The organism is Pseudomonas sp. JDS08PS003 (assembly GCF_045013505.1).
Taxonomy (GTDB): domain Bacteria; phylum Pseudomonadota; class Gammaproteobacteria; order Pseudomonadales; family Pseudomonadaceae; genus Aquipseudomonas; species Aquipseudomonas protegens_B.
The window spans coordinates 2,144,230-2,161,652 of sequence record NZ_CP120724.1 but is presented as its reverse complement, the minus strand read 5'-3'; the positions used below and the strand labels follow the sequence as shown (position 1 = coordinate 2,161,652).

The 17,423-nt window shown below is 61.6% G+C and carries 18 protein-coding genes; 4 read left to right on the top strand and 14 right to left on the bottom strand.

What is annotated here, in order from left to right:
• Nucleotides 1-145: 145 nt before the first annotated feature.
• The 5 genes from P7C00_RS09915 to P7C00_RS09895 form a co-directional block, all read right to left on the bottom strand.
• Entirely contained in the window at nt 146-958 is an 813-nt protein-coding gene (locus P7C00_RS09915; protein ID WP_346631876.1) for an OmpA family protein, read from the bottom strand.
• Nucleotides 955-1,311 carry a DUF4398 domain-containing protein gene (locus P7C00_RS09910; protein WP_346631877.1) on the bottom strand — a complete coding sequence of 119 codons (357 nt, stop codon included), beginning with the start codon at nt 1,309-1,311 and terminating at the stop codon, nt 955-957. The genes P7C00_RS09915 and P7C00_RS09910 overlap by 4 nt, the downstream gene beginning before the upstream one ends.
• A gap of 9 nt (nt 1,312-1,320) precedes the next feature.
• Entirely contained in the window at nt 1,321-2,145 is an 825-nt protein-coding gene (locus P7C00_RS09905) for a transporter substrate-binding domain-containing protein (protein ID WP_346631878.1), read from the bottom strand.
• A gap of 81 nt (nt 2,146-2,226) precedes the next feature.
• On the bottom strand, nt 2,227-3,156 hold the full coding sequence (locus P7C00_RS09900) for an electron transfer flavoprotein subunit alpha/FixB family protein (protein ID WP_025128724.1): 930 nt from the start codon (nt 3,154-3,156) through the stop codon (nt 2,227-2,229).
• A 2-nt stretch (nt 3,157-3,158) separates the two neighbouring features.
• Complete coding sequence (locus P7C00_RS09895; protein ID WP_015634720.1) at nt 3,159-3,908, bottom strand: electron transfer flavoprotein subunit beta/FixA family protein; 750 nt, start codon at nt 3,906-3,908, stop codon at nt 3,159-3,161.
• A gap of 548 nt (nt 3,909-4,456) precedes the next feature.
• Here P7C00_RS09895 and P7C00_RS09890 point away from each other — a divergent pair.
• On the top strand, nt 4,457-6,121 hold the full coding sequence (locus P7C00_RS09890; RefSeq protein ID WP_346631879.1) for an electron transfer flavoprotein-ubiquinone oxidoreductase: 1,665 nt from the start codon (nt 4,457-4,459) through the stop codon (nt 6,119-6,121).
• 171 nt (nt 6,122-6,292) lie between these two features.
• Here P7C00_RS09890 and P7C00_RS09885 read toward each other — a convergent pair whose 3' ends face one another.
• Nucleotides 6,293-7,183, bottom strand: a complete 891-nt coding sequence (locus P7C00_RS09885) for an AraC family transcriptional regulator N-terminal domain-containing protein (protein ID WP_404938797.1) — start codon at nt 7,181-7,183, stop codon at nt 6,293-6,295.
• A gap of 180 nt (nt 7,184-7,363) precedes the next feature.
• Between P7C00_RS09885 and P7C00_RS09880 the strand changes: the two genes are divergently transcribed.
• Entirely contained in the window at nt 7,364-8,416 is a 1,053-nt protein-coding gene (locus tag P7C00_RS09880) for an NAD(P)-dependent alcohol dehydrogenase (protein ID WP_404938795.1), read from the top strand.
• 94 nt (nt 8,417-8,510) lie between these two features.
• On the opposite strand, the gene P7C00_RS09875 is transcribed toward P7C00_RS09880, so the two are convergent.
• Nucleotides 8,511-8,990, bottom strand: coding sequence for a GNAT family N-acetyltransferase (locus P7C00_RS09875; protein ID WP_346631882.1), 480 nt, complete (start codon nt 8,988-8,990; stop codon nt 8,511-8,513).
• A 204-nt stretch (nt 8,991-9,194) separates the two neighbouring features.
• On the opposite strand from P7C00_RS09875, the gene P7C00_RS09870 reads away from it, so the two are divergent.
• On the top strand, nt 9,195-10,412 hold the full coding sequence (locus tag P7C00_RS09870) for an MFS transporter (RefSeq protein ID WP_404938793.1): 1,218 nt from the start codon (nt 9,195-9,197) through the stop codon (nt 10,410-10,412).
• A gap of 83 nt (nt 10,413-10,495) precedes the next feature.
• The gene (locus P7C00_RS09865) at nt 10,496-10,822 is read left to right on the top strand and encodes a hypothetical protein (RefSeq protein WP_346631884.1); all 327 of its coding nucleotides are present in this window, start codon (nt 10,496-10,498) and stop codon (nt 10,820-10,822) included.
• Between the two features lie 54 nt (nt 10,823-10,876).
• On the opposite strand, the gene P7C00_RS09860 is transcribed toward P7C00_RS09865, so the two are convergent.
• The 7 genes from P7C00_RS09860 to P7C00_RS09830 form a co-directional block, all read right to left on the bottom strand.
• Nucleotides 10,877-11,794 carry a PfkB family carbohydrate kinase gene (locus tag P7C00_RS09860; protein WP_404938791.1) on the bottom strand — a complete coding sequence of 306 codons (918 nt, stop codon included), beginning with the start codon at nt 11,792-11,794 and terminating at the stop codon, nt 10,877-10,879.
• Nucleotides 11,787-13,253 carry a purine-cytosine permease family protein gene (locus P7C00_RS09855; protein ID WP_404938789.1) on the bottom strand — a complete coding sequence of 489 codons (1,467 nt, stop codon included), beginning with the start codon at nt 13,251-13,253 and terminating at the stop codon, nt 11,787-11,789. The genes P7C00_RS09860 and P7C00_RS09855 overlap by 8 nt, the downstream gene beginning before the upstream one ends.
• Nucleotides 13,254-13,376: 123 nt before the next feature.
• The gene (locus P7C00_RS09850) at nt 13,377-14,375 is read right to left on the bottom strand and encodes an ADP-ribosylglycohydrolase family protein (protein WP_346631887.1); all 999 of its coding nucleotides are present in this window, start codon (nt 14,373-14,375) and stop codon (nt 13,377-13,379) included.
• Nucleotides 14,372-15,085 (bottom strand): GntR family transcriptional regulator, encoded by a 714-nt coding sequence (locus tag P7C00_RS09845; protein WP_346631888.1) that lies wholly within the window; start codon nt 15,083-15,085, stop codon nt 14,372-14,374. The genes P7C00_RS09850 and P7C00_RS09845 overlap by 4 nt, the downstream gene beginning before the upstream one ends.
• A 53-nt stretch (nt 15,086-15,138) precedes the next feature.
• Nucleotides 15,139-15,720: a DUF1285 domain-containing protein gene (locus tag P7C00_RS09840; protein ID WP_346631889.1), complete on the bottom strand. Its 582-nt coding sequence runs from the start codon at nt 15,718-15,720 to the stop codon at nt 15,139-15,141.
• A gap of 18 nt (nt 15,721-15,738) precedes the next feature.
• Nucleotides 15,739-16,341, bottom strand: a complete 603-nt coding sequence (locus P7C00_RS09835) for a DUF4823 domain-containing protein (RefSeq protein ID WP_102863903.1) — start codon at nt 16,339-16,341, stop codon at nt 15,739-15,741.
• A gap of 100 nt (nt 16,342-16,441) precedes the next feature.
• A complete protein-coding gene (locus tag P7C00_RS09830) occupies nt 16,442-17,410 on the bottom strand; it encodes a radical SAM protein (protein ID WP_346631890.1) in 969 nt (322 codons plus the stop codon).
• Nucleotides 17,411-17,423: the final 13 nt, after the last annotated feature.

Here is a 17,423-nt window from a genome sequence, read left to right as displayed (position 1 = left end):
GAAGTGTACTGGGACAGTTTCTACAATAGTCGAGGACACGGGGCAGTGAAAAGTAGAACTCTAGGGTTTTTGCGACACCCTCAGACATAAAAAAACCCGACGCTTGCGAGGCGTCGGGCTTTTCGGGGGCAAAGGGGTCAGTGTTTCAGCGAGCAGCGCCGAGCTGGCCCTTGTCGTCGGAAAAGACAATTTCCACCCGACGGTTCTGCGCCCGACCCCGCTCGGAGGCATTGGCTTCCACTGGGTAGTCGTCGCCATAGCCCTCGACATGGATACGCTTCTCGTCGAGCCCCAAGTCCACCAGCACATCGGCCACCGCCTGGGCACGATCGCGAGACAGCTGCAGGTTGCTCTGGCGCTCCCCGGTGTTATCGGTGTAGCCCTCGATGCGCACTACCCGCTTGGGGTTCAGCTGGAGGAACTGCACCACCTTGAGCACGGTGCGGTTCGCCGAGTTCTTCAACTCAGCTTCACCGGTGTCGAACAGCACGTCTCCCAAAGTCATCACCAGGCCGCGATCGGTCTGGGTGGTGGCGAGGCTGATGATCTGCTCTTCGAGCCATTTGCCCTGCTGCTGCACGCTCAGCAGCTTGGCCTCACGCAGGGCCAGTTGCAGGCGTTGACGCTCCAGCTCGAGCTTGGCCGCACGCTCCTGATTCAGCGCCTGTTCAGTGTGCTCACGGGCGATTTCGCTGTAACGACGGCTCAGGTAGGCATAGTGCTCTACGTCGCCACCGCTGCCCCAGTAGGTCGACAGGCGATCGGCGCGGGCCAGGGACTCACCGGCGCGTATCACGTCCTTGGGCGCGATACGCAGCACATTGGAGTCTTCCTTGACCTTCTGGAAGTCGTTGCCGGCTTGCTGCAAGGCTTCCTCGCTGTGCTGGCCGGCACAACCATAGAGACCGGCACAGGCCAACAGCACAGCGCCGCCGAAGATACGGATAGAGAGGCTCATTGGGCGTCTCCCAGTTGCTTGCGCAGACGCGTGATGCGGGTATTGAGCACATTCACCTGCTCCTGGCTTTTCTGGGTCAGGACCTTGGCCTCTGCCAGACGCGCATCCAACTCGGCCTGCTCGGCGCGCATCCGCGCCTTCTTGTACGACTCATCCTGCATATTGCCCTGGGCCCGGGAGAACTTGTCTTCGGCCAGTTTCAACTCAGGCATGTCCTCGGCCGAAGCCCCCACGGCCTTGGCTTGTTCCAGGGCCTGGGCAGTGAGGCGCATCTGCTCGTTGGGCGCCGGATCGGTTGCACAACCCGCCATGGCCAGCAGGGCCAGGGCAGCGAAAAGAGGTCGAATAGTCACACGTGATTCCTACGGTTTTGGGCTGCTGACGGGTTGCTGCAACTGGGCCTTCCAGCGCTCCAGATTGCGCTGCAGCAAGGCCTCCGTCAGACCGGACGCGGGCAATTCTGTCATCTTTTTTGCCAGCTGTCCGCGCAACCATGGATCATTGCAGGCGGAGTTGTGGGACAGGGCAAGGAACAGCCCCGGTTTGTCGACCGGCTGAGCAAAGGACGCCAGATCCGCCGCCATCCCCAAGGACTGGGCCATGGCCATGCCCGCGTAACGCGGCGCCAGAACGTAGTCCACTTCCCCCAGGAGCAAGGTCTGGAAGACCTGGGTCAGGTTCGGCAGACGCTTGAGTTGCAGATGCTCCTTGGCCATCGCCTGAAAGGGCTGGGTCAGCCTGGCCTTTTCCGATACCGCGCCGGGATGGCCGGCAAGATCCGCCGGCTGGGTATAGCTCAGGGTCGAGTCCTTGCGGGTCCATACAAGGTAGTCATTCTGCACCAGGGCCGGATGGATGTAGTCCAGGGACTCCAGCTCGTTCAAGGTCAGGGGCGCGTCGGCCAGCAGATCCATGCGCCCGCTGCGCACTTCATCCAGGGCCTCTGAACGTTTGCCGGCATACAGCAAATCGACCTTGAGCCCCAGCTCTCCCGCCACCTGCTGCAACAGGTCGGCGCTGGCCCCGATCAGGTGCTTGGGATTTTGCGGGTCGCGCCACAGGTACGGCGGTGCATCCGGGCTACCGGTAACCACCAGGCGTTCGCACTTGCCTGCAGCCATCGACAGCGATGGCAACAACGTCAGGCCCAACAGCGCTGACCAGCCACTCATGCGGCGCAGATCCATGGCGAAATTCTCCCCAGCAAAAAAAACACATAAAAAAAGCCCGGCCAAGGGGCCGGGCTCTTTATAAGTGAAGCCGCCGGATTAGACCAGCTTCTCCAACTCAGGTACGGCTTCGAACAAGTCCGCCACCAGGCCGTAATCGGCCACCTGGAAGATCGGAGCTTCTTCGTCCTTGTTGATCGCAACGATCACCTTGGAATCTTTCATGCCTGCCAGGTGCTGGATCGCGCCGGAGATACCGACGGCGATGTACAGCTGTGGCGCAACGATCTTGCCGGTCTGGCCGACCTGCATGTCGTTGGGCACGAAGCCTGCGTCCACCGCAGCGCGGGAAGCGCCGACAGCAGCGCCCAGCTTGTCGGCCAGGGCGTACAGGTGCTTGAAGTTGTCACCGTTCTGCATGCCACGGCCGCCGGAAACGACGATCTTGGCAGCGGTCAGTTCAGGACGATCGGACTTGGCCAGCTCTTCGCCAACGAAGCTCGACTTGCCGGCATCGTGAGCGGCGCCGACGGCTTCAACCGCGGCCGAACCACCTTCAGCGGCAACGGCGTCGAAGCCGGTGGCACGCACGGTGATGACTTTCACGGCAGCCGAGGACTGCACGGTAGCGATGGCGTTACCGGCATAGATCGGACGCTTGAAGGTATCAGCGCTTTCTACCGAGATGATCTCGGAGATCTGGTCGACGTCCAGCTGAGCGGCAACCCGCGGCAGGATGTTTTTGCCGTTGGAGGTAGCGGCAGCCAGGATGTGGCTGTAGCCAGCGCCCAGTTCGGCCACCAGCGGCGCAACGTTTTCCGGCAGTTGGTGAGCGTAGGCGGCGTTGTCGGCCACCAGCACTTTGGCCACGCCAGCAATTTTTGCAGCGGCTTCAGCCACGGCGCCAACGCCCTGGCCGGCTACCAGTACATGCACGTCACCACCGATTTTGGCGGCGGCGGCAACGGTGTTCAGGGTGGCCGGAGCCAGCGCCTTGTTATCGTGTTCGGCGATTACCAAGATAGTCATGATCAGATTACCTTCGCTTCGTTTTTCAGTTTCTCGACCAGTTCAGCCACCGACTTGACCTTGATACCCGCGCTGCGTGCAGCCGGCGCTTCGACTTTCAGGGTCTTGTTGGTGGAGGCGGTGGAAACGCCCAAAGCATCAGGAGTCAGCGTTTCAAGCGGCTTCTTCTTGGCTTTCATGATGTTTGGCAGAGACGCATAGCGCGGCTCGTTCAAACGCAAGTCGGTGGTGACGATGGCTGGCAGGTTCAGCGCAACGGTCTGCAGGCCGCCGTCGATTTCGCGAGTGACGTTGACCTTGTCGCCGGACACTTCGACCTTGGAGGCGAAGGTGCCTTGAGCGTAACCGCTCAGGGCCGCCAGCATCTGGCCGGTCTGGTTGTTGTCGCTATCGATGGCCTGTTTGCCCAGGATCACCAGTTGTGGCTGCTCCTTGTCGACCACAGCCTTGAGCAGCTTGGCCACAGCCAGGGAGTTCAACTCTTCAGCGGACTCGACGAGGATTGCGCGATCGGCACCCAGTGCCAGGGCGGTACGCAGTTGCTCTTGAGCAGTAGCAGGACCGATGGAGACGACGACGATTTCAGTCGCTACGCCTTTCTCTTTCAGGCGTACGGCTTCTTCCACTGCGATTTCGCAGAAAGGGTTCATCGACATCTTGACGTTGGCGAGGTCGACGCCGGAGTTGTCCGCTTTGACGCGAACCTTGACGTTATAGTCGACCACTCGTTTGACAGCTACAAGAACCTTCATGGATTCCTCGTTACTCTCCGGTGAAAAGAAAGTCGCCTAGGCGAGAACCTGGCGGTTGATGCTCATCGGCACAAGGGCACCTCCAAAAACGCTGGCGCATATCAGGTTGACCTTGCTCACGGGGTGATGACCGTTCGTCAGTGGTGACCGACGAGTCATTCATTATCGCGGCGTGTAAACTGCGCACTTTCAAGCTGCGCGGTGCGTCACCTTTATTGCCTTTGCCCTGTCTTTAGAGGTGCTCTTGAAACCAACAGTCAGCCTACGGCGAGCGCAAAACCGACCGTATCTTGACCGGAACGCCTTTTCCGGTCAATACGGCAAAATAGCCGTTTATAAGCCGCGCTTCTTTGATTTATCTGGGCTGCGGCAAATTCAAACAAACGTTTGTATTGGACGCTGAGAGTGGTGTAGATATAATGCGCCGCCCAGAGAGAAAGGTCGGCCGTCCTCCCCTTCTCCCCCCATGCGCGATGGGAGAAAGCGGGGATGCAACGCCAAACCTCCAATTAGAAAAAACCGTTGAGCCTTGAGTAGGAGATAGCCTAGTGGAACGCGAATACATGGAATTCGACGTGGTCATCGTCGGTGCCGGCCCCGCAGGCTTGTCCGCCGCTTGCCGCCTTAAGCAGAAGGCCGCTGAAGCCGGTAAGGAAATCAGCGTCTGCGTGGTTGAAAAAGGCTCCGAAGTCGGTGCTCACATCCTTTCCGGTGCCGTGTTCGAGCCTCGGGCCCTGAATGAACTGTTCCCGGACTGGAAGGAACTGGGCGCCCCGCTCAACACCCCGGTCACCCGCGACGACATCTATGTCCTGCGCAGCGGCGAAACCTCCACCAAGGTTCCAGACTTCTTTGTGCCCAAGACCATGCACAACGAAGGTAACTACATCATTTCCCTGGGCAATCTGTGCCGCTGGCTGGCCCAGCAGGCCGAGAACCTGGGCGTGGAAATCTACCCGGGCTTTGCCGCCCAGGAAGCCCTGATCGATGAAAATGGCGTGGTCCGCGGAATCATCACCGGCGACCTGGGTGTCGACCGTGAAGGCCATCCGAAAGACGGTCTCTATACCCCAGGCATGGAACTGCGCGGTAAGTACACCCTGTTCGCCGAAGGCTGCCGTGGCCATATCGGCAAGCAACTGATCAAGCAGTTCAACCTGGACAGCGACTCCGATGCCCAGCACTACGGCATCGGCCTCAAGGAAATCTGGGAAATCGATCCGGCCAAGCACCAGCCGGGCCTGGTGGTCCACACCGCCGGCTGGCCGCTGGAGATCATGGGTAACGAGAACACTGGCGGTTCCTTCCTCTATCACCTGGAAAACAACCAGGTCGTGGTGGGCCTGATCGTCGACCTGTCTTACGCCAACACCTATCTGTCGCCGTTCGACGAGTTCCAGCGCCTCAAGCATCACCCGGTGCTCAAGCAGTACCTGGAAGGCGGCAAGCGCATCAGCTACGGCGCCCGCGCCATCTGCAAAGGTGGCCTGAACTCGTTGCCGAAGATGGTATTCAAGGGCGGCGCCCTGATCGGCTGCGACCTGGGCACCCTGAACTTCGCCAAGATCAAGGGCAGCCACACTGCCATGAAGTCCGGAATGCTGGCCGCCGATGCGGTGGCCGACTCGCTGTTCACCGGTTCCGAAGGTGCTGATGAGCTGAAGGGCTATGTCGACTCGTTCAAATCCAGCTGGTTGTACGAAGAACTGTTCGCCAGCCGCAACTTCGGCCCGGCGATCCACAAGTTCGGCGCTATCGTCGGCGGCGGCTTCAACTGGGTGGACCAGAACATCTTCGGCGGCAAACTGCCCTTCACCCTGCGTGATACCAAGCCGGACTACGCCTGCCTGAAGCTGGCCAAGGACTGCGCGAAGATCGACTACCCGAAACCCGACGGCAAACTCAGCTTCGACAAACTGAGCTCGGTGTTCATCTCCGGTACCAACCATGAAGAAGAGCAGCCTTGCCACCTCAAGCTGACCGACCCGAGCATCCCTCTGGGCCGCAACCTGCCGCTGTACGACGAGCCTGCTCAGCGTTACTGCCCGGCCGGCGTGTATGAAGTGATCACTCAGGAAGACGGCGAGAAGCGCTTCCAGATCAACGCCCAGAACTGCGTGCACTGCAAGACCTGCGACATCAAGGACCCAGCCCAGAACATCACCTGGGTCACCCCGGAAGGTGCCGGCGGCCCGACTTATCCGAACATGTAAGTCACCGCGGTACAAAAAAGGCCCCCTTTATGGGGGCCTTTTTCATGCTCGGGATTCGCTGGCACAGCCCCCTGTAGGAGCCGGCTTGCCGGCGAAGCCCCCCCCCAAGCCTTGATCCGGCCCAAGGGCGCATTCGTTGGCAAGGCAACTCCTACAAGGTGCGCGGAGTTTTCAGGCGGCGCGCTCATCCCCGGGATTACGCTCGAAGTAGCGCTTGTACTCGCGACTGAACTGCGAGGTGCTCTGATACCCCACACGATGCGCCACCTGAGCCACCCCCAGCCCCTCCCCCAGCAACAGTTGCTGAGCCTTGAGCAGCCGCAAACGCTTGAGGTACTGCACCGGCGAAAGCAGGGTGCTGCGCTTGAAATGCTCGTGGAAGGTCGAGGTGCTCATGTTGGCGCAGCGGGCCAGAGTCTCGACGTTCAACGGCTCGGTGTAATGCTCGTGCAGATGATTGAGCGAAGCGGCGACCCGGGCGAACTGCCCCTGCTGTTCCACCAGCGCCCGCAACGCATCGGCCTGGGGCCCGCGCAAGGCGGCGAAGAGCAATTCGCGTACCCGCGACGCCCCCATGATCTTGCACTCCAGGGGATCTTGCAGGCAGCGCAGAAGCCGCTCCACGCAGCCGCGCATATGATCGTCGAGTACCGCCGAAGTCATGGACTCCAGAGTCTGCGCCGACGCCGCACGGCCCTCGGTGATGCCCATGGCCAGCACCAGTTCTCCCAGGACCGCCCGGTCGATGGCGATGGAAACCCCCAACAGCGGTGCATTGGGCAGGGCGAAGGTTTCACATTCGAAGGGCACCGACAGGGCCTGGATCAGGTAGTGCCCGGCGCCATATTCCAGGGTCCGCGTCCCCAGGTACGCCAGCTTGCTGCCCTGGACGATGACCATCAGGCTCGGCTCGTAGATCTGCGGTCCCCGGGTCACATCCCGGCTGGCCCGCAGGATCTGCACGCCCGGCAAGGCGGTAGCGACGAAACCCTCGCGACTGGCAAGGGGCTGAATCAGCGAAACCAGGGTGGCGTTGGCGTCCAGATGACGAGTCAGCAGCATGCAGAAATCTTCACGAAAAAAGGGATGAAAACATCATCGCAGGTCTGCTGGCCAATGCCGTGCAAAAACCGCCAATGCCGGAGGAATAGGCATGACATGCCGAGGAATCGCCATGGTTGCCCTCAGGCTCGACGCCGAGAATGCACCGCCTCACTTGTCAGCGTTTTTGCGAGGTTCATCATGTACACCGCCATCGGTTATGCCGCCCAATCGGCCACCACTCCCCTCGCCCCCATGAGCTTCCAGCGCCGCAGCCCCCGTGCGGACGACGTCGCCATCGAGATCCTCTACTGCGGCGTCTGTCACTCCGACATCCATCAGGCTCGCAACGAATGGGGTATCGCCGTCTACCCGTTGATGCCAGGCCACGAGATCGTCGGCAAGGTCACCGCCGTCGGCGCCAATGTCAGCAAGCACAAGGTCGGCGACCTGGTGGGCGTCGGCTGCATGGTCGACTCTTGCCGCCACTGCGAAGCCTGCGCTGCGAACCTGGAACAGTACTGCCTGGAAGGTCCGACCATGACCTACGCCACCCCGGATCGGGTCGATGGCAGCAACACCATGGGCGGCTACTCCGACAGCATCGTGGTCAGCGAGCACTTTGTCGTGCGCATCCCGGAGAAACTCGACCTGGCCAGCGCAGCACCGATTCTCTGCGCCGGCATCACCACCTACTCGCCCCTCAAGCACTATGGCGTCAAGGCCGGTGACAAGGTAGGGATTCTCGGCATGGGCGGCCTGGGCCACATGGGCATCAAGTTCGCCAAGGCCCTGGGCGCCGAAGTGACCCTGTTCACCCGCTCGGCGAGCAAGGCTGAAGAAGCCCGCCGCCAGGGTGCGGACCACGTGATCGTGTCTACCGATGCGGCCCAGATGCAGTCGGTAGCCGGGCATTTCGACTTCCTCCTGGACACCATCCCGGTGCCCCACGACCTCAATCCCTACCTCGACACCCTGCGCTTTGACGGCGTACACATCCTGGTGGGCCTGATCGAGCCGGTGGACCCGGCACTGCACGCCGGCAAGCTGGTGATGAGCCGTCGAGTACTGGCCGGATCGCTGATCGGCGGCATTGCCGAGACCCAGGAAGTGCTGGACTTCTGCGCCGAGCACGGCATTACCTGCGATATCGAAATGCTGGATATTCGCCAGATCAATGAGGCCTACGAGCGCATGATCAAAGGGGATGTGAAGTACCGCTTCGTGATCGACATGGCGACCTTGAAGGTCTGAATCTCGATGCCATGACGCTCCGGCTTGTCGCTGGGAGGCGCTCCACGGAGTAAGCCTTCGTCGGCAAGCCGGCTCCTACAGCGACCAGCAGACGTCAGCCCCGAGCGAAAGCCCGCAGCACTTCGCCGTCCATGCGGTACTTGACCCACTCCTCCTGAGGCTGCGCGCCCAGGGACTTGTAGAACTGGATCGCCGGTTCATTCCACTCCAGGACACTCCATTCGAAGCGTCCGCAATCGTTGTCACAGGCGATCTGCGCCAAGTGCCGCAGCAGTTGCTTGCCCGCCCCGCCACCGCGCTGTTCCGGGGTGATGTAGAGATCCTCCAGGTAGAGGCAGTTGCTGCCCAGCCAGGTGGAATAACTGAAGAAAAACACCGCAAAGCCGATCGGCACGCCGTCACGCAAGCAGATCAGGCCGTGGGCCGTGGCACCTTCACTGAACAGGCTGCGCTCGATATCGGCGACGCTGGCAATCACTTCATGACGAGCCCGCTCGTAGTCGGCGAGTTCAGTGATGAAAGCAAGAATCTGTGGGGCATCGCTGGGCAGTGCTGGACGGATTACGACGGTCATCGACGGTTCTCTTGGCGGAATCAGGCGGCCATATTAGAACGACAGCCGAAATACATGCACGGGCATTTACGCGCTGCTGATTCCTCGACCCGAGGCTTACTCCGCTATCGACTAACCCTGAGGCCTGCAGGATCACAACAAACAGCGCAGAGGGCCATGTTAGAAAGCCTCCCACGACTACAAGCATAAGAGAGAGGCGCTTTCATGTCCGTGCGGACTATGCAGGAATCCAGGGCCCCGGGCCCCTTGTTCGGGTTGTTTTGTCTGGGCAGCTATCTGTTGTCGCTGTCTTACGGTTCGACCTTTCTCCTGTCCTTGCTGATCAGCAGCCGCGGCGGCAATGAGCACAACGCCGGCAGCGTGATTTCGGCAGCGATGCTCAGCACCTTCGTCGCGGTGATCGGTTCCGGGCACCTATCGGACTGGCTCGGCGCCGCACGTTCGGTGGCGCTGTTCGGCTGCCTGCTGGCCCTGGCCAGCCTGGGCTTTGCCCTGACCCCCGGGTTCGGCGACACCCTGCTGCTTTTCGGCCTGACCCTGGGCCTGGGCTGGGGAGTGTTCTACACCCTGGGGCCGATCATCGTGGCGATGCTGGTGGAGCCCGCGCAACGGGCCCGTTACTTCGCCCTGCTGTCGGGCAGCATGATGACCGGCATAGGTTCCGGGCCGCTGCTGGGACGCCTGGGCAGCGCCCTGGGCTATCCCGTGACCAGCGCTTTTTTCATTGCAGCGGCGGCCAGCCTGCTGGGGGTGCTGATCTTTTGGCGACTGGGCGCCCGCTTGAGTCGCGAACCCAATCACCTGGGCACTGCGGCAGCCCGGATCACCTGGAGCGGTGCAGCACGCGTGCTGTCTTCCAAAGCCCTGTGGCCAATCCTGATGGTCGGCCTGGGCGGCTGCGTGTTCGGCGGGCTGTCGAGTTTCCAGACCAGCTACGGACCGTCCCGGGGCGTGGACTATTCGCTGTTCTTCCTCGGGTTCATGAGCGCCGCCATCGCCAGCCGGATGCTGATCGCCGGCATAGTGGTCAAGCGTGACCCCTATCGCGCTTGCTGCTTGCTGTCGGGGTTGATGGTGGTGTCGATCCTGCTGTTCCTGTTTGTCGTCGACAGCAGCACCAGCTACCTGCTGGCCGCAGTGATACTGGGGGTTGGCTATGGCCTGACGTACTCGGTGATCAACGGCCTGGCCGCCAACGAAGCACCTGAGGGCAGCACCTCGCAGGCACTGCTGTTGTTCAGCCTGTCCTACTTTGTCGGGGTGTTCGGCTTTCCCTGGCTGGCTGGACGGATCATTGTCGAGGCCGGCATGCAGGCGCTGCTGTTCACCGTAATGGCCGTTGCCCTGCTGAACTGGTTGATCAGCCTCGGCCGCCTGGGCTGGCGCCGAGCGTTGCAACTGCGTATGGCCCACAATCCATAGCGCCGTTCGTCGATAATCCGGCACCAACCCTACGCCAGGGCAGACCAATATCAGGTAGCGACTCTAACAATGGAGGCAACACCATGATCAAGGTCCAACTCTCAGCCCTGGCCCTGGCCGGACTGTTGTCCAGCGCCGCCCTGGCGGGCACCACAGGCCCCACCAATCCGGTAGAAGGCCCACAATCCCCGGCCCCCCAGAGCACACCGAAGATCAACATCAACCCGCCGGCCATGGACGAAGGCTCGCTGCCGCCGGCCACCGGCACCGACCCACGAATCCAGGGCAACGACAACGGCCGCCAGGGCGGCGCAGGCACCCTGGATGCCACGACTCCGGATAACGGCAAGACCGGTAGCGGATCGAAAACCACCACCGGCGGCGCAGGCTCTGAAGGCAGCAGCCAGTAACATCTGCCGCCGGTGCAATCCAACTGGCCCTGCGCAAGGCTGGCTGAAGGCCCATCAGGCCCGCAACATTGCGTCCACTTCAGCGCTGCACGGCGCGGTGGCCGGGCCACGGCGGGTCACCGCGATAGCCGCCGCCGCATTGGCCCGACGGGCCGCTGCCAGCGGTTCATGACCTGCAGCAAGCGCCGCAACGAAGACACCGGCATGAGCATCGCCGGCACCATTGCTGTCCACTGCTTCGACCTTGAACCCCGGCACCAGAACAGACCGCCCCTGCTGGCCGATCCAGCAACCCCGGGGGCCGTCCCGCAGTACCAGCAAAGCTTTGGGCGACAACAGTGAGCCGAGCTGCTGCAAGGCTTCGACAATCTCCGAGCTGGCACTCAAGCGCAGCGCCTCGACTCGGTTACTGCTCCAGATATCGATACGTGGCAGCAAAGCCGCCATCAACGGAGAATCCGCCGATTCCACCAGCGGCCCCGGGTCGAACATCAGGGGCACCGAGGGTGGCAATGCCAGCAGCCAGTCGACCAGGGCCTTTGCCTTGCTCGCCTGAAGCAGGCTGTAGCCACTGACGTAGAGGTAGTCCCCCGCCCTCACCTCGACCTGCGCCAAGTCTTCGACCGTTAGCTCGCCCTCGGCACCGATATGGGAAATGAAGGTGCGCTCGGCAGAGGCTTCAGTCAGGGCCACGCATAGACCGGTGTCGGCCCCCAGACTGGGTTCCAGGCTCATCTGGATGCCTTCGGCCTGCATCGCCTGCCGCGCCAGCTCACCAAAGCGCCCCTGGCCGTGACGGCCGAGATAGACCACTGACAGGCCATTACGCGCGGCCGCGGCCATGACATTGAAACCGCCACCAGCCTCGAAACTGGCCGACTGTGCCAGCACATCACCGCCAGAATCCGGCAGGCGATCCACCGCCATCACCAGGTCGACGATCACCTGGCCACTGTGGAGCAATCTAGGCATTGGCATTCTCGACGAAAGCCCCACGCCGGTCGCGGGCGCCGCCCAGCAAGCCATAAACACCACCGGCCACGAGAAAGGTGACGATCCAGCCCAGACCGTTTTGCCCCAACCAGGAATCGGCCAATGGCCCGGTGAACCAAACATCCTCGGCCGTGGTGCCGATGCTGGTGAAACAGAAGCCCAGGACGATGGCCAGCACCCAGGCACCAAAGGCCCGCCATTCGATGCCGCCCTGATACCAGTAAGCACCGCTCGGGCCCATATTCAGTAAATCATCGGCGCTGTAGTAGTGGCGATGGATCAGGTCCACCACGAAGATCCCCACCCAGGCCGTGATCGGCACCGCCAGCAAGGAAATGAAGCTGATGAAGGGGCCGTAGAAACTGTCGGCGATCAGCATGAAGTAGATCGAACCCAGGAAGATCGCCACGATCTCCACCAGTACCGCGTAGACCCGCTTGACCTTGAGGCCCAGGGTCAGCACGGTGAGACCGGCGGAATACACCGACAGGTTGTTGGACAGCAGCAGGCCACCAAAGGCGGCGATCAGGTAAGGCACGGCCATCCAGGTTGGCAGCATGTCGCGGATCGCGATGATCGGGTCCACCGCTGAAGCCAGATGATCATTGCCGACCGACAGCAAGCCTCCCAAGGTGATCAACAGCACCAGCGGGATACCGGCACCGAAGGCCGCCGAGGCCACCAGCCGTCCGGCGGTGACCGAACGTTGCTGATAACGAGACATGTCTGCCCCAGAGCTGGCCCAGCCGATCCCGGTGCCTGCGGCCATGGTGCCGATGCCGATGATCATCGCGCTCATGGGCGCGGGGGAGGCATTGAACACGGCGTTCCAGTCGATGGTGGCACAGAGAAAACCGCCCACCAGTATGTTCAGCGCGCCGAATCCATAGGTGGCCCACTTCTGGATCACCAGCAACGTGGCATGGCCCAGACCGGACACACTCAGCGTCATGAGCACAAAGAGGCCGATGAACAGCAGGGTCAACAGCGGCGCGTCCTTGGCCGAGGCCGGGGTGTGGAACAGGATCGAACTCAGGGACAGCAGAACAAAAGCTGCGGTGGTGGTATTGACCGTCTCCCAACCGACTCGCGACAGCATGGACACCAGGGTCGGACCGATATTGCCGCGCACACCGAAAATGGCCCGGGACAGGGTCAGGCTCGGCGCCCGACCACGACGACCGGCCACTGATATCAGCCCGACCACCGCGAACGACCCCACCGAGCCCAGAATCGCCACCAGCAGCACCTGCCAGATCGACAGGCCGCGAAACGCTACCAGGGTCGCCCCCAGGGGCAAGCCGAGAATACTGATATTGGCCGCGAACCAGACCCAGAACAGCTGCAAAGGATGGCCGTTGCACTCCGCTTCCGGAACCGGCTCGATGCCACGGGTTTCCAGTTGCCCGGCACCAGGCCCGACGGTCGATGAACTCATGAATAAGGCTCCTGTTGCCATTGTTGTGGTTTTTGGCAATTTCGGAAGTCGCTGAACATCCCGGCATTCCTGGCCGCGTTTTTTAGCTTTCCATAGCCATGGGTGTTGTCAGAGCAAGATGGCTCAGCGCAGAGCCAGCAGCTCTTGTACCAGAGGCTGCAGATCCAGTTCATTGACCTGCTGCACCCGGTCGATCAAATCGCTGGGCCACGCCTCCAGTCCGAGGCAGGCGCCGAGCATGGCCCCAAGAATCGCGGCAATCGTGTCGGTATCGCCCCCCAGGCTGGCAGCCATGCACAAGGCCTCGAAGGCTTCCAGATGCCCCAGCGCCACTTGCCCGGCCAGGGCAAAGCTGGTCACCACCGACTCCTGGGAAGCCACCGAGGTACCCACCAGCTCATAGAGCATCCGGGCAAACCCCTGCTTGTCGCCATCCACGCTCAGCGTGGCGGCCCACTCCAGGCGCGCGGCAATATTGGCACCGGCGACCCAGTACCCTTGAGCCTGCGCCTGCCGGGCAATCTGCACCCCAAGGGGCAACGCGTCGGCCAGGCATGTGCCATTGATCCCGGCCGACACCACCGCCGCCACCGCCGCTGCACTGGCGATACCCAGGCTGGTGTTGTGGGTGACCTGGCACGCCTGGACCACTGCCTGGATGAAACCGTCGGAGTGGCCGACATCGCTGGCGATGCCCACTGGTGTGATACGCATCGCGGCGCCATTGGTGGTGCCGTAGCGGCCGGCCTCTTCCACCGAATGGCCAGCGAGGATCAGTTCAATCGCGTGTTTGGTGGAAGGGCCGAGCAGGTCCTGGGAGCCTTTGGCCTGCATCGCGGCTTCCCATTCGATGAGGCTCCTGGCCAGCGCAGTGGGAGCGATCCGGCCTTGGCCCTGGACCAGTAGGCGGCCCACCAGAATCGCCTGCTCGGTATCATCGGTAATGGAACCGGCTGGCATATTCGCCGCGATCGGCTGGTCCGGGCCGGCATCTTCCAGGCTACGGATAGCGCCGAAGCGCTGCTGGATCTGTTCACGACTCAGGGACTGGGTCGGCATGCCCAGGGCATCGCCCAGGGCCAATCCATAAAAAGCTCCAAGCGCCCGCCGGAGCAGGCTCACCGCGACTCTCCAAATTGCAGGTGCATGCGAAAATGCTGCGGGTCCAACAGGCTCTCCACCTGCTCCATGAAGCGTCCCTGACGGTCATAGGTGGTGCGCAGGGCCTTGAGGAACACCTCCCCGGGAGCACGGCCCAGTAGCTCGGCGTCTTCGGCACTCAAGGGTTCAGCGCCGATCCACTGATCGCCACGCTCGCCGATATAGCCGTAGGCGGCCAGGGTAATGGTCAGGGAATCATCGATCAGGCCAACCCGGGGCAGGCCTTCAAGCTCGCCGGATGCCGGGATCAGGGAACGTTCAAGGGATAGCACCCGGCCCTCGGTGCTGCGACGGCGACGGTCCAGGGCAATGAATTGGTCTGTGCCCAGGCGGTGCTTGAGGTCGGGACGGCAGATCGCTTCCAGGCGCAACACCTCGGTATTGACCAGCGCTCCGCTGTCGGCCAGGGCCTGGGCCCACCCATGATGCTGGTCCAGGGCCACACCGTCGAAGGTGACGATGGAGCCGACGCCGCTCTGTGTGGCGATGTAGTTGCGACGCTTGAGCTCGGCCAGGGCCTCGCGCAAGGTGCCGCGACTGACACCGAACTCCTCGGCCAACTGGTGCTCCCCCGGAAGCTGGAAGCCGTCTTCCATCAGACCGCTTTCAATGCGCCGGATCAGCTCGTCGACCACTCTTGTTTTCTTATCGAATCGGACATGTTTGATCATGTCCGGTTTGATACATGAAAGGTCGGATCAAGAGCAAGAAATATCTTCTTACATCAGCTTGAAACGTCTGCCTGAGGCTCAAGACCTATGGGGAAAAACGTTCCGCTGCTCCACACGCCCAACCAGCTCTGTCCATCAAGGGTGCGCGTCTGCGCCAGCTCCACCAATTGGTAGAAGACGTTGCGATGGATCAGCGCCTCAAGATTGTGTCGCACCAGAATATAGGGCGCGGGCTCCTGGGTCTGAGGATCGATCACCACGCGCAAGGGATGTTCAGCGCTGGCAACCACCTGTTCATCGACATGAGTGGTGAAGCGCAGCACCTGGCTTTCGCCCTGCCCTTCGACCTCCAGGGTCACGGCAACGAAGGGTGCGTCATCAACCTTGATCCCCACTTTCTCCACCGGAGTGATGAGAAAGTACTGGTCGCCATCGCGACGGATGATCGTGGAGAACAGCTTGACCATCGGCTTGCGGCCGATGGGTGTGCCCAGGTAATACCAGGTCCCGTCGCGAGCGATGCGCATGTCGATATCGCCGCAGAAATCGGGGTTCCACAAGTGGACCGGCGGCAGGCCCTTCTCGGCCTTGGGAATCTGCGCCAACAGGTCGTTGGCCTTGCCTGGTCCACTCATACCGCTCTCCTCAATCAATCAGTCGCTCAAGCCCAGCAAACCGCGGGCGTATTGCTGCAACGGCGGGCCGAGCAGATCCTGGGGCTTGTTGTCGTGGAACGTCAGTAAACCGCCACGACTGCGAATACGTGCCGAATCGATCAGATACTGGGTACTGGTTTCGATCAGCATGATCTGGATGGTACTGGTATCGACCCCCAGGCGGTCCACAGCTTCCTGATCCAGCCACTCATCGGAGTTGCCGATACGGTCATCCGCCTTGGCAAAACGGGCATAGAGCAGATAATGCGCCCCCAGTTCCCGGGCTTCGGCCATGGCTTCGTTGAGGCCTTCGGCTGCACGGGCGCGACGCACCATGGGGAAATATTCGATAAAGCCGTTGAAGGCTTCCTCCGCTACCACGTTGGGTCGCGGGTAAGCGCTGCCTGGGGGAGCAAAAGGCCCCTGGGCGATGAAAATGAACGAATCCGGCTGAATGCGGAATGAGCTGGTACGGCGGGTGTCACTGTGGTCGAGCACCCCAGCGTCACTCAAGTGATAACGCACCCCTTCGCCCATATCACTGACATTCATGCAGCCGCCGAGCGCCAAAAAGGCCAGCAGCAAAACCAGGCTACGCATCCTACCCTCCAAAATCCGGTGACGGAAAACCGGCGAATGGCCACGGGATGCAGCTTCCGCGCCAGCTACGCGATTGAAGGAAATTCACTGAAGATCAGCCTCACCCACCGATAATCTTCATCACCGTGGCACCACCGGAAAAGGCCACATCCTGCTTGTCTCCCAAGGCCTTGACCAACAAGCGCTGCAGGGCCGGCAAGGCTTGATGGCGCGGCTTGTCCAGCAGATCGCCAACATAGTGACGATTGCTCGAAGACAGGCAGCCGTGCAACCAGCCAGTGGAAGACAACCGCAGGCGCGAGCAGGTCCGGCAGAACGGCACACTCTCGTTGGCAATCACTCCGAAATGGCCAAGGCCGGGAATCTCGTAGCGCACGGCCGTGGCATCCAATGGCGCGTCGGCCTGGAGGTAGTCGTAACGCTGGCCGATCAAGTCCAGCAACTGTTGCAGGCTGACAAACTGCTGCAGGAAAGCATTGCCATCACTGGCCAGGTGGCCCATGCGCATCAATTCGATGAAGCGCAATTCATAGCCCTGCTGCAGGCAGTAGTCGAGCAACGGCATGACCTGATCCAGGTTCTGTCCGCGCAACGGCACCATGTTGACCTTGATCTTCAACCCCGCCGCACGAGCTTGCTGCATGCCATCCAGCACAGTGGCCAGATCCCCGCCGCGGGCGATACTGCGAAACGCCTTGGCATCCAGAGTGTCGAGAGAAACGTTGATTCGACGGATCCCTGCGTCCAGCAACAATGGCAGCTTGCGCGCCAGCAACTGGCCGTTGGTGGTCAGACTGATGTCATCCAGGCCCATCCGCCCCACCGCCCCCATGAAGGCTTCCAGCTTGGGGCTGACCAGTGGTTCACCGCCGGTGATGCGCAAGCGTTCGATGCCAGCCGCTTCGATCAGATACGCCACGCCCCGAGCCATCGCCTGGGCCGACAACTCATCCTGGGCAGCCACCAGCCGCTTGCCGTTGGGCACGCAGTAGGTACAGGCGTAGTTGCAGGCAGACGTCAGACTGATCCGCAAGTTGCGAAAGCGCCTGCCTTGACGATCAACGATCATGGATGACTCCGGC

Bases quoted from the DNA above. Each gene is read 5' to 3' on its own strand.
- P7C00_RS09915 (WP_346631876.1), bottom strand. From the start codon at position 958: ATGAGCCTCTCTATCCGTATCTTCGGCGGCGCTGTGCTGTTGGCCTGT.
- P7C00_RS09905 (WP_346631878.1), bottom strand. From the start codon at position 2,145: ATGGATCTGCGCCGCATGAGTGGCTGGTCAGCGCTGTTGGGCCTGACG.
- P7C00_RS09900 (WP_025128724.1), bottom strand. From the start codon at position 3,156: ATGACTATCTTGGTAATCGCCGAACACGATAACAAGGCGCTGGCTCCG.
- P7C00_RS09895 (WP_015634720.1), bottom strand. From the start codon at position 3,908: ATGAAGGTTCTTGTAGCTGTCAAACGAGTGGTCGACTATAACGTCAAG.
- P7C00_RS09885 (WP_404938797.1), bottom strand. From the start codon at position 7,183: ATGCTGCTGACTCGTCATCTGGACGCCAACGCCACCCTGGTTTCGCTG.
- P7C00_RS09880 (WP_404938795.1), top strand. From the start codon at position 7,364: ATGTACACCGCCATCGGTTATGCCGCCCAATCGGCCACCACTCCCCTC.
- P7C00_RS09875 (WP_346631882.1), bottom strand. From the start codon at position 8,990: ATGACCGTCGTAATCCGTCCAGCACTGCCCAGCGATGCCCCACAGATT.
- P7C00_RS09870 (WP_404938793.1), top strand. From the start codon at position 9,195: ATGTCCGTGCGGACTATGCAGGAATCCAGGGCCCCGGGCCCCTTGTTC.
- P7C00_RS09865 (WP_346631884.1), top strand. From the start codon at position 10,496: ATGATCAAGGTCCAACTCTCAGCCCTGGCCCTGGCCGGACTGTTGTCC.
- P7C00_RS09860 (WP_404938791.1), bottom strand. From the start codon at position 11,794: ATGCCTAGATTGCTCCACAGTGGCCAGGTGATCGTCGACCTGGTGATG.
- P7C00_RS09855 (WP_404938789.1), bottom strand. From the start codon at position 13,253: ATGAGTTCATCGACCGTCGGGCCTGGTGCCGGGCAACTGGAAACCCGT.
- P7C00_RS09845 (WP_346631888.1), bottom strand. From the start codon at position 15,085: ATGATCAAACATGTCCGATTCGATAAGAAAACAAGAGTGGTCGACGAG.
- P7C00_RS09840 (WP_346631889.1), bottom strand. From the start codon at position 15,720: ATGAGTGGACCAGGCAAGGCCAACGACCTGTTGGCGCAGATTCCCAAG.
- P7C00_RS09835 (WP_102863903.1), bottom strand. From the start codon at position 16,341: ATGCGTAGCCTGGTTTTGCTGCTGGCCTTTTTGGCGCTCGGCGGCTGC.
- P7C00_RS09830 (WP_346631890.1), bottom strand. From the start codon at position 17,410: ATGATCGTTGATCGTCAAGGCAGGCGCTTTCGCAACTTGCGGATCAGT.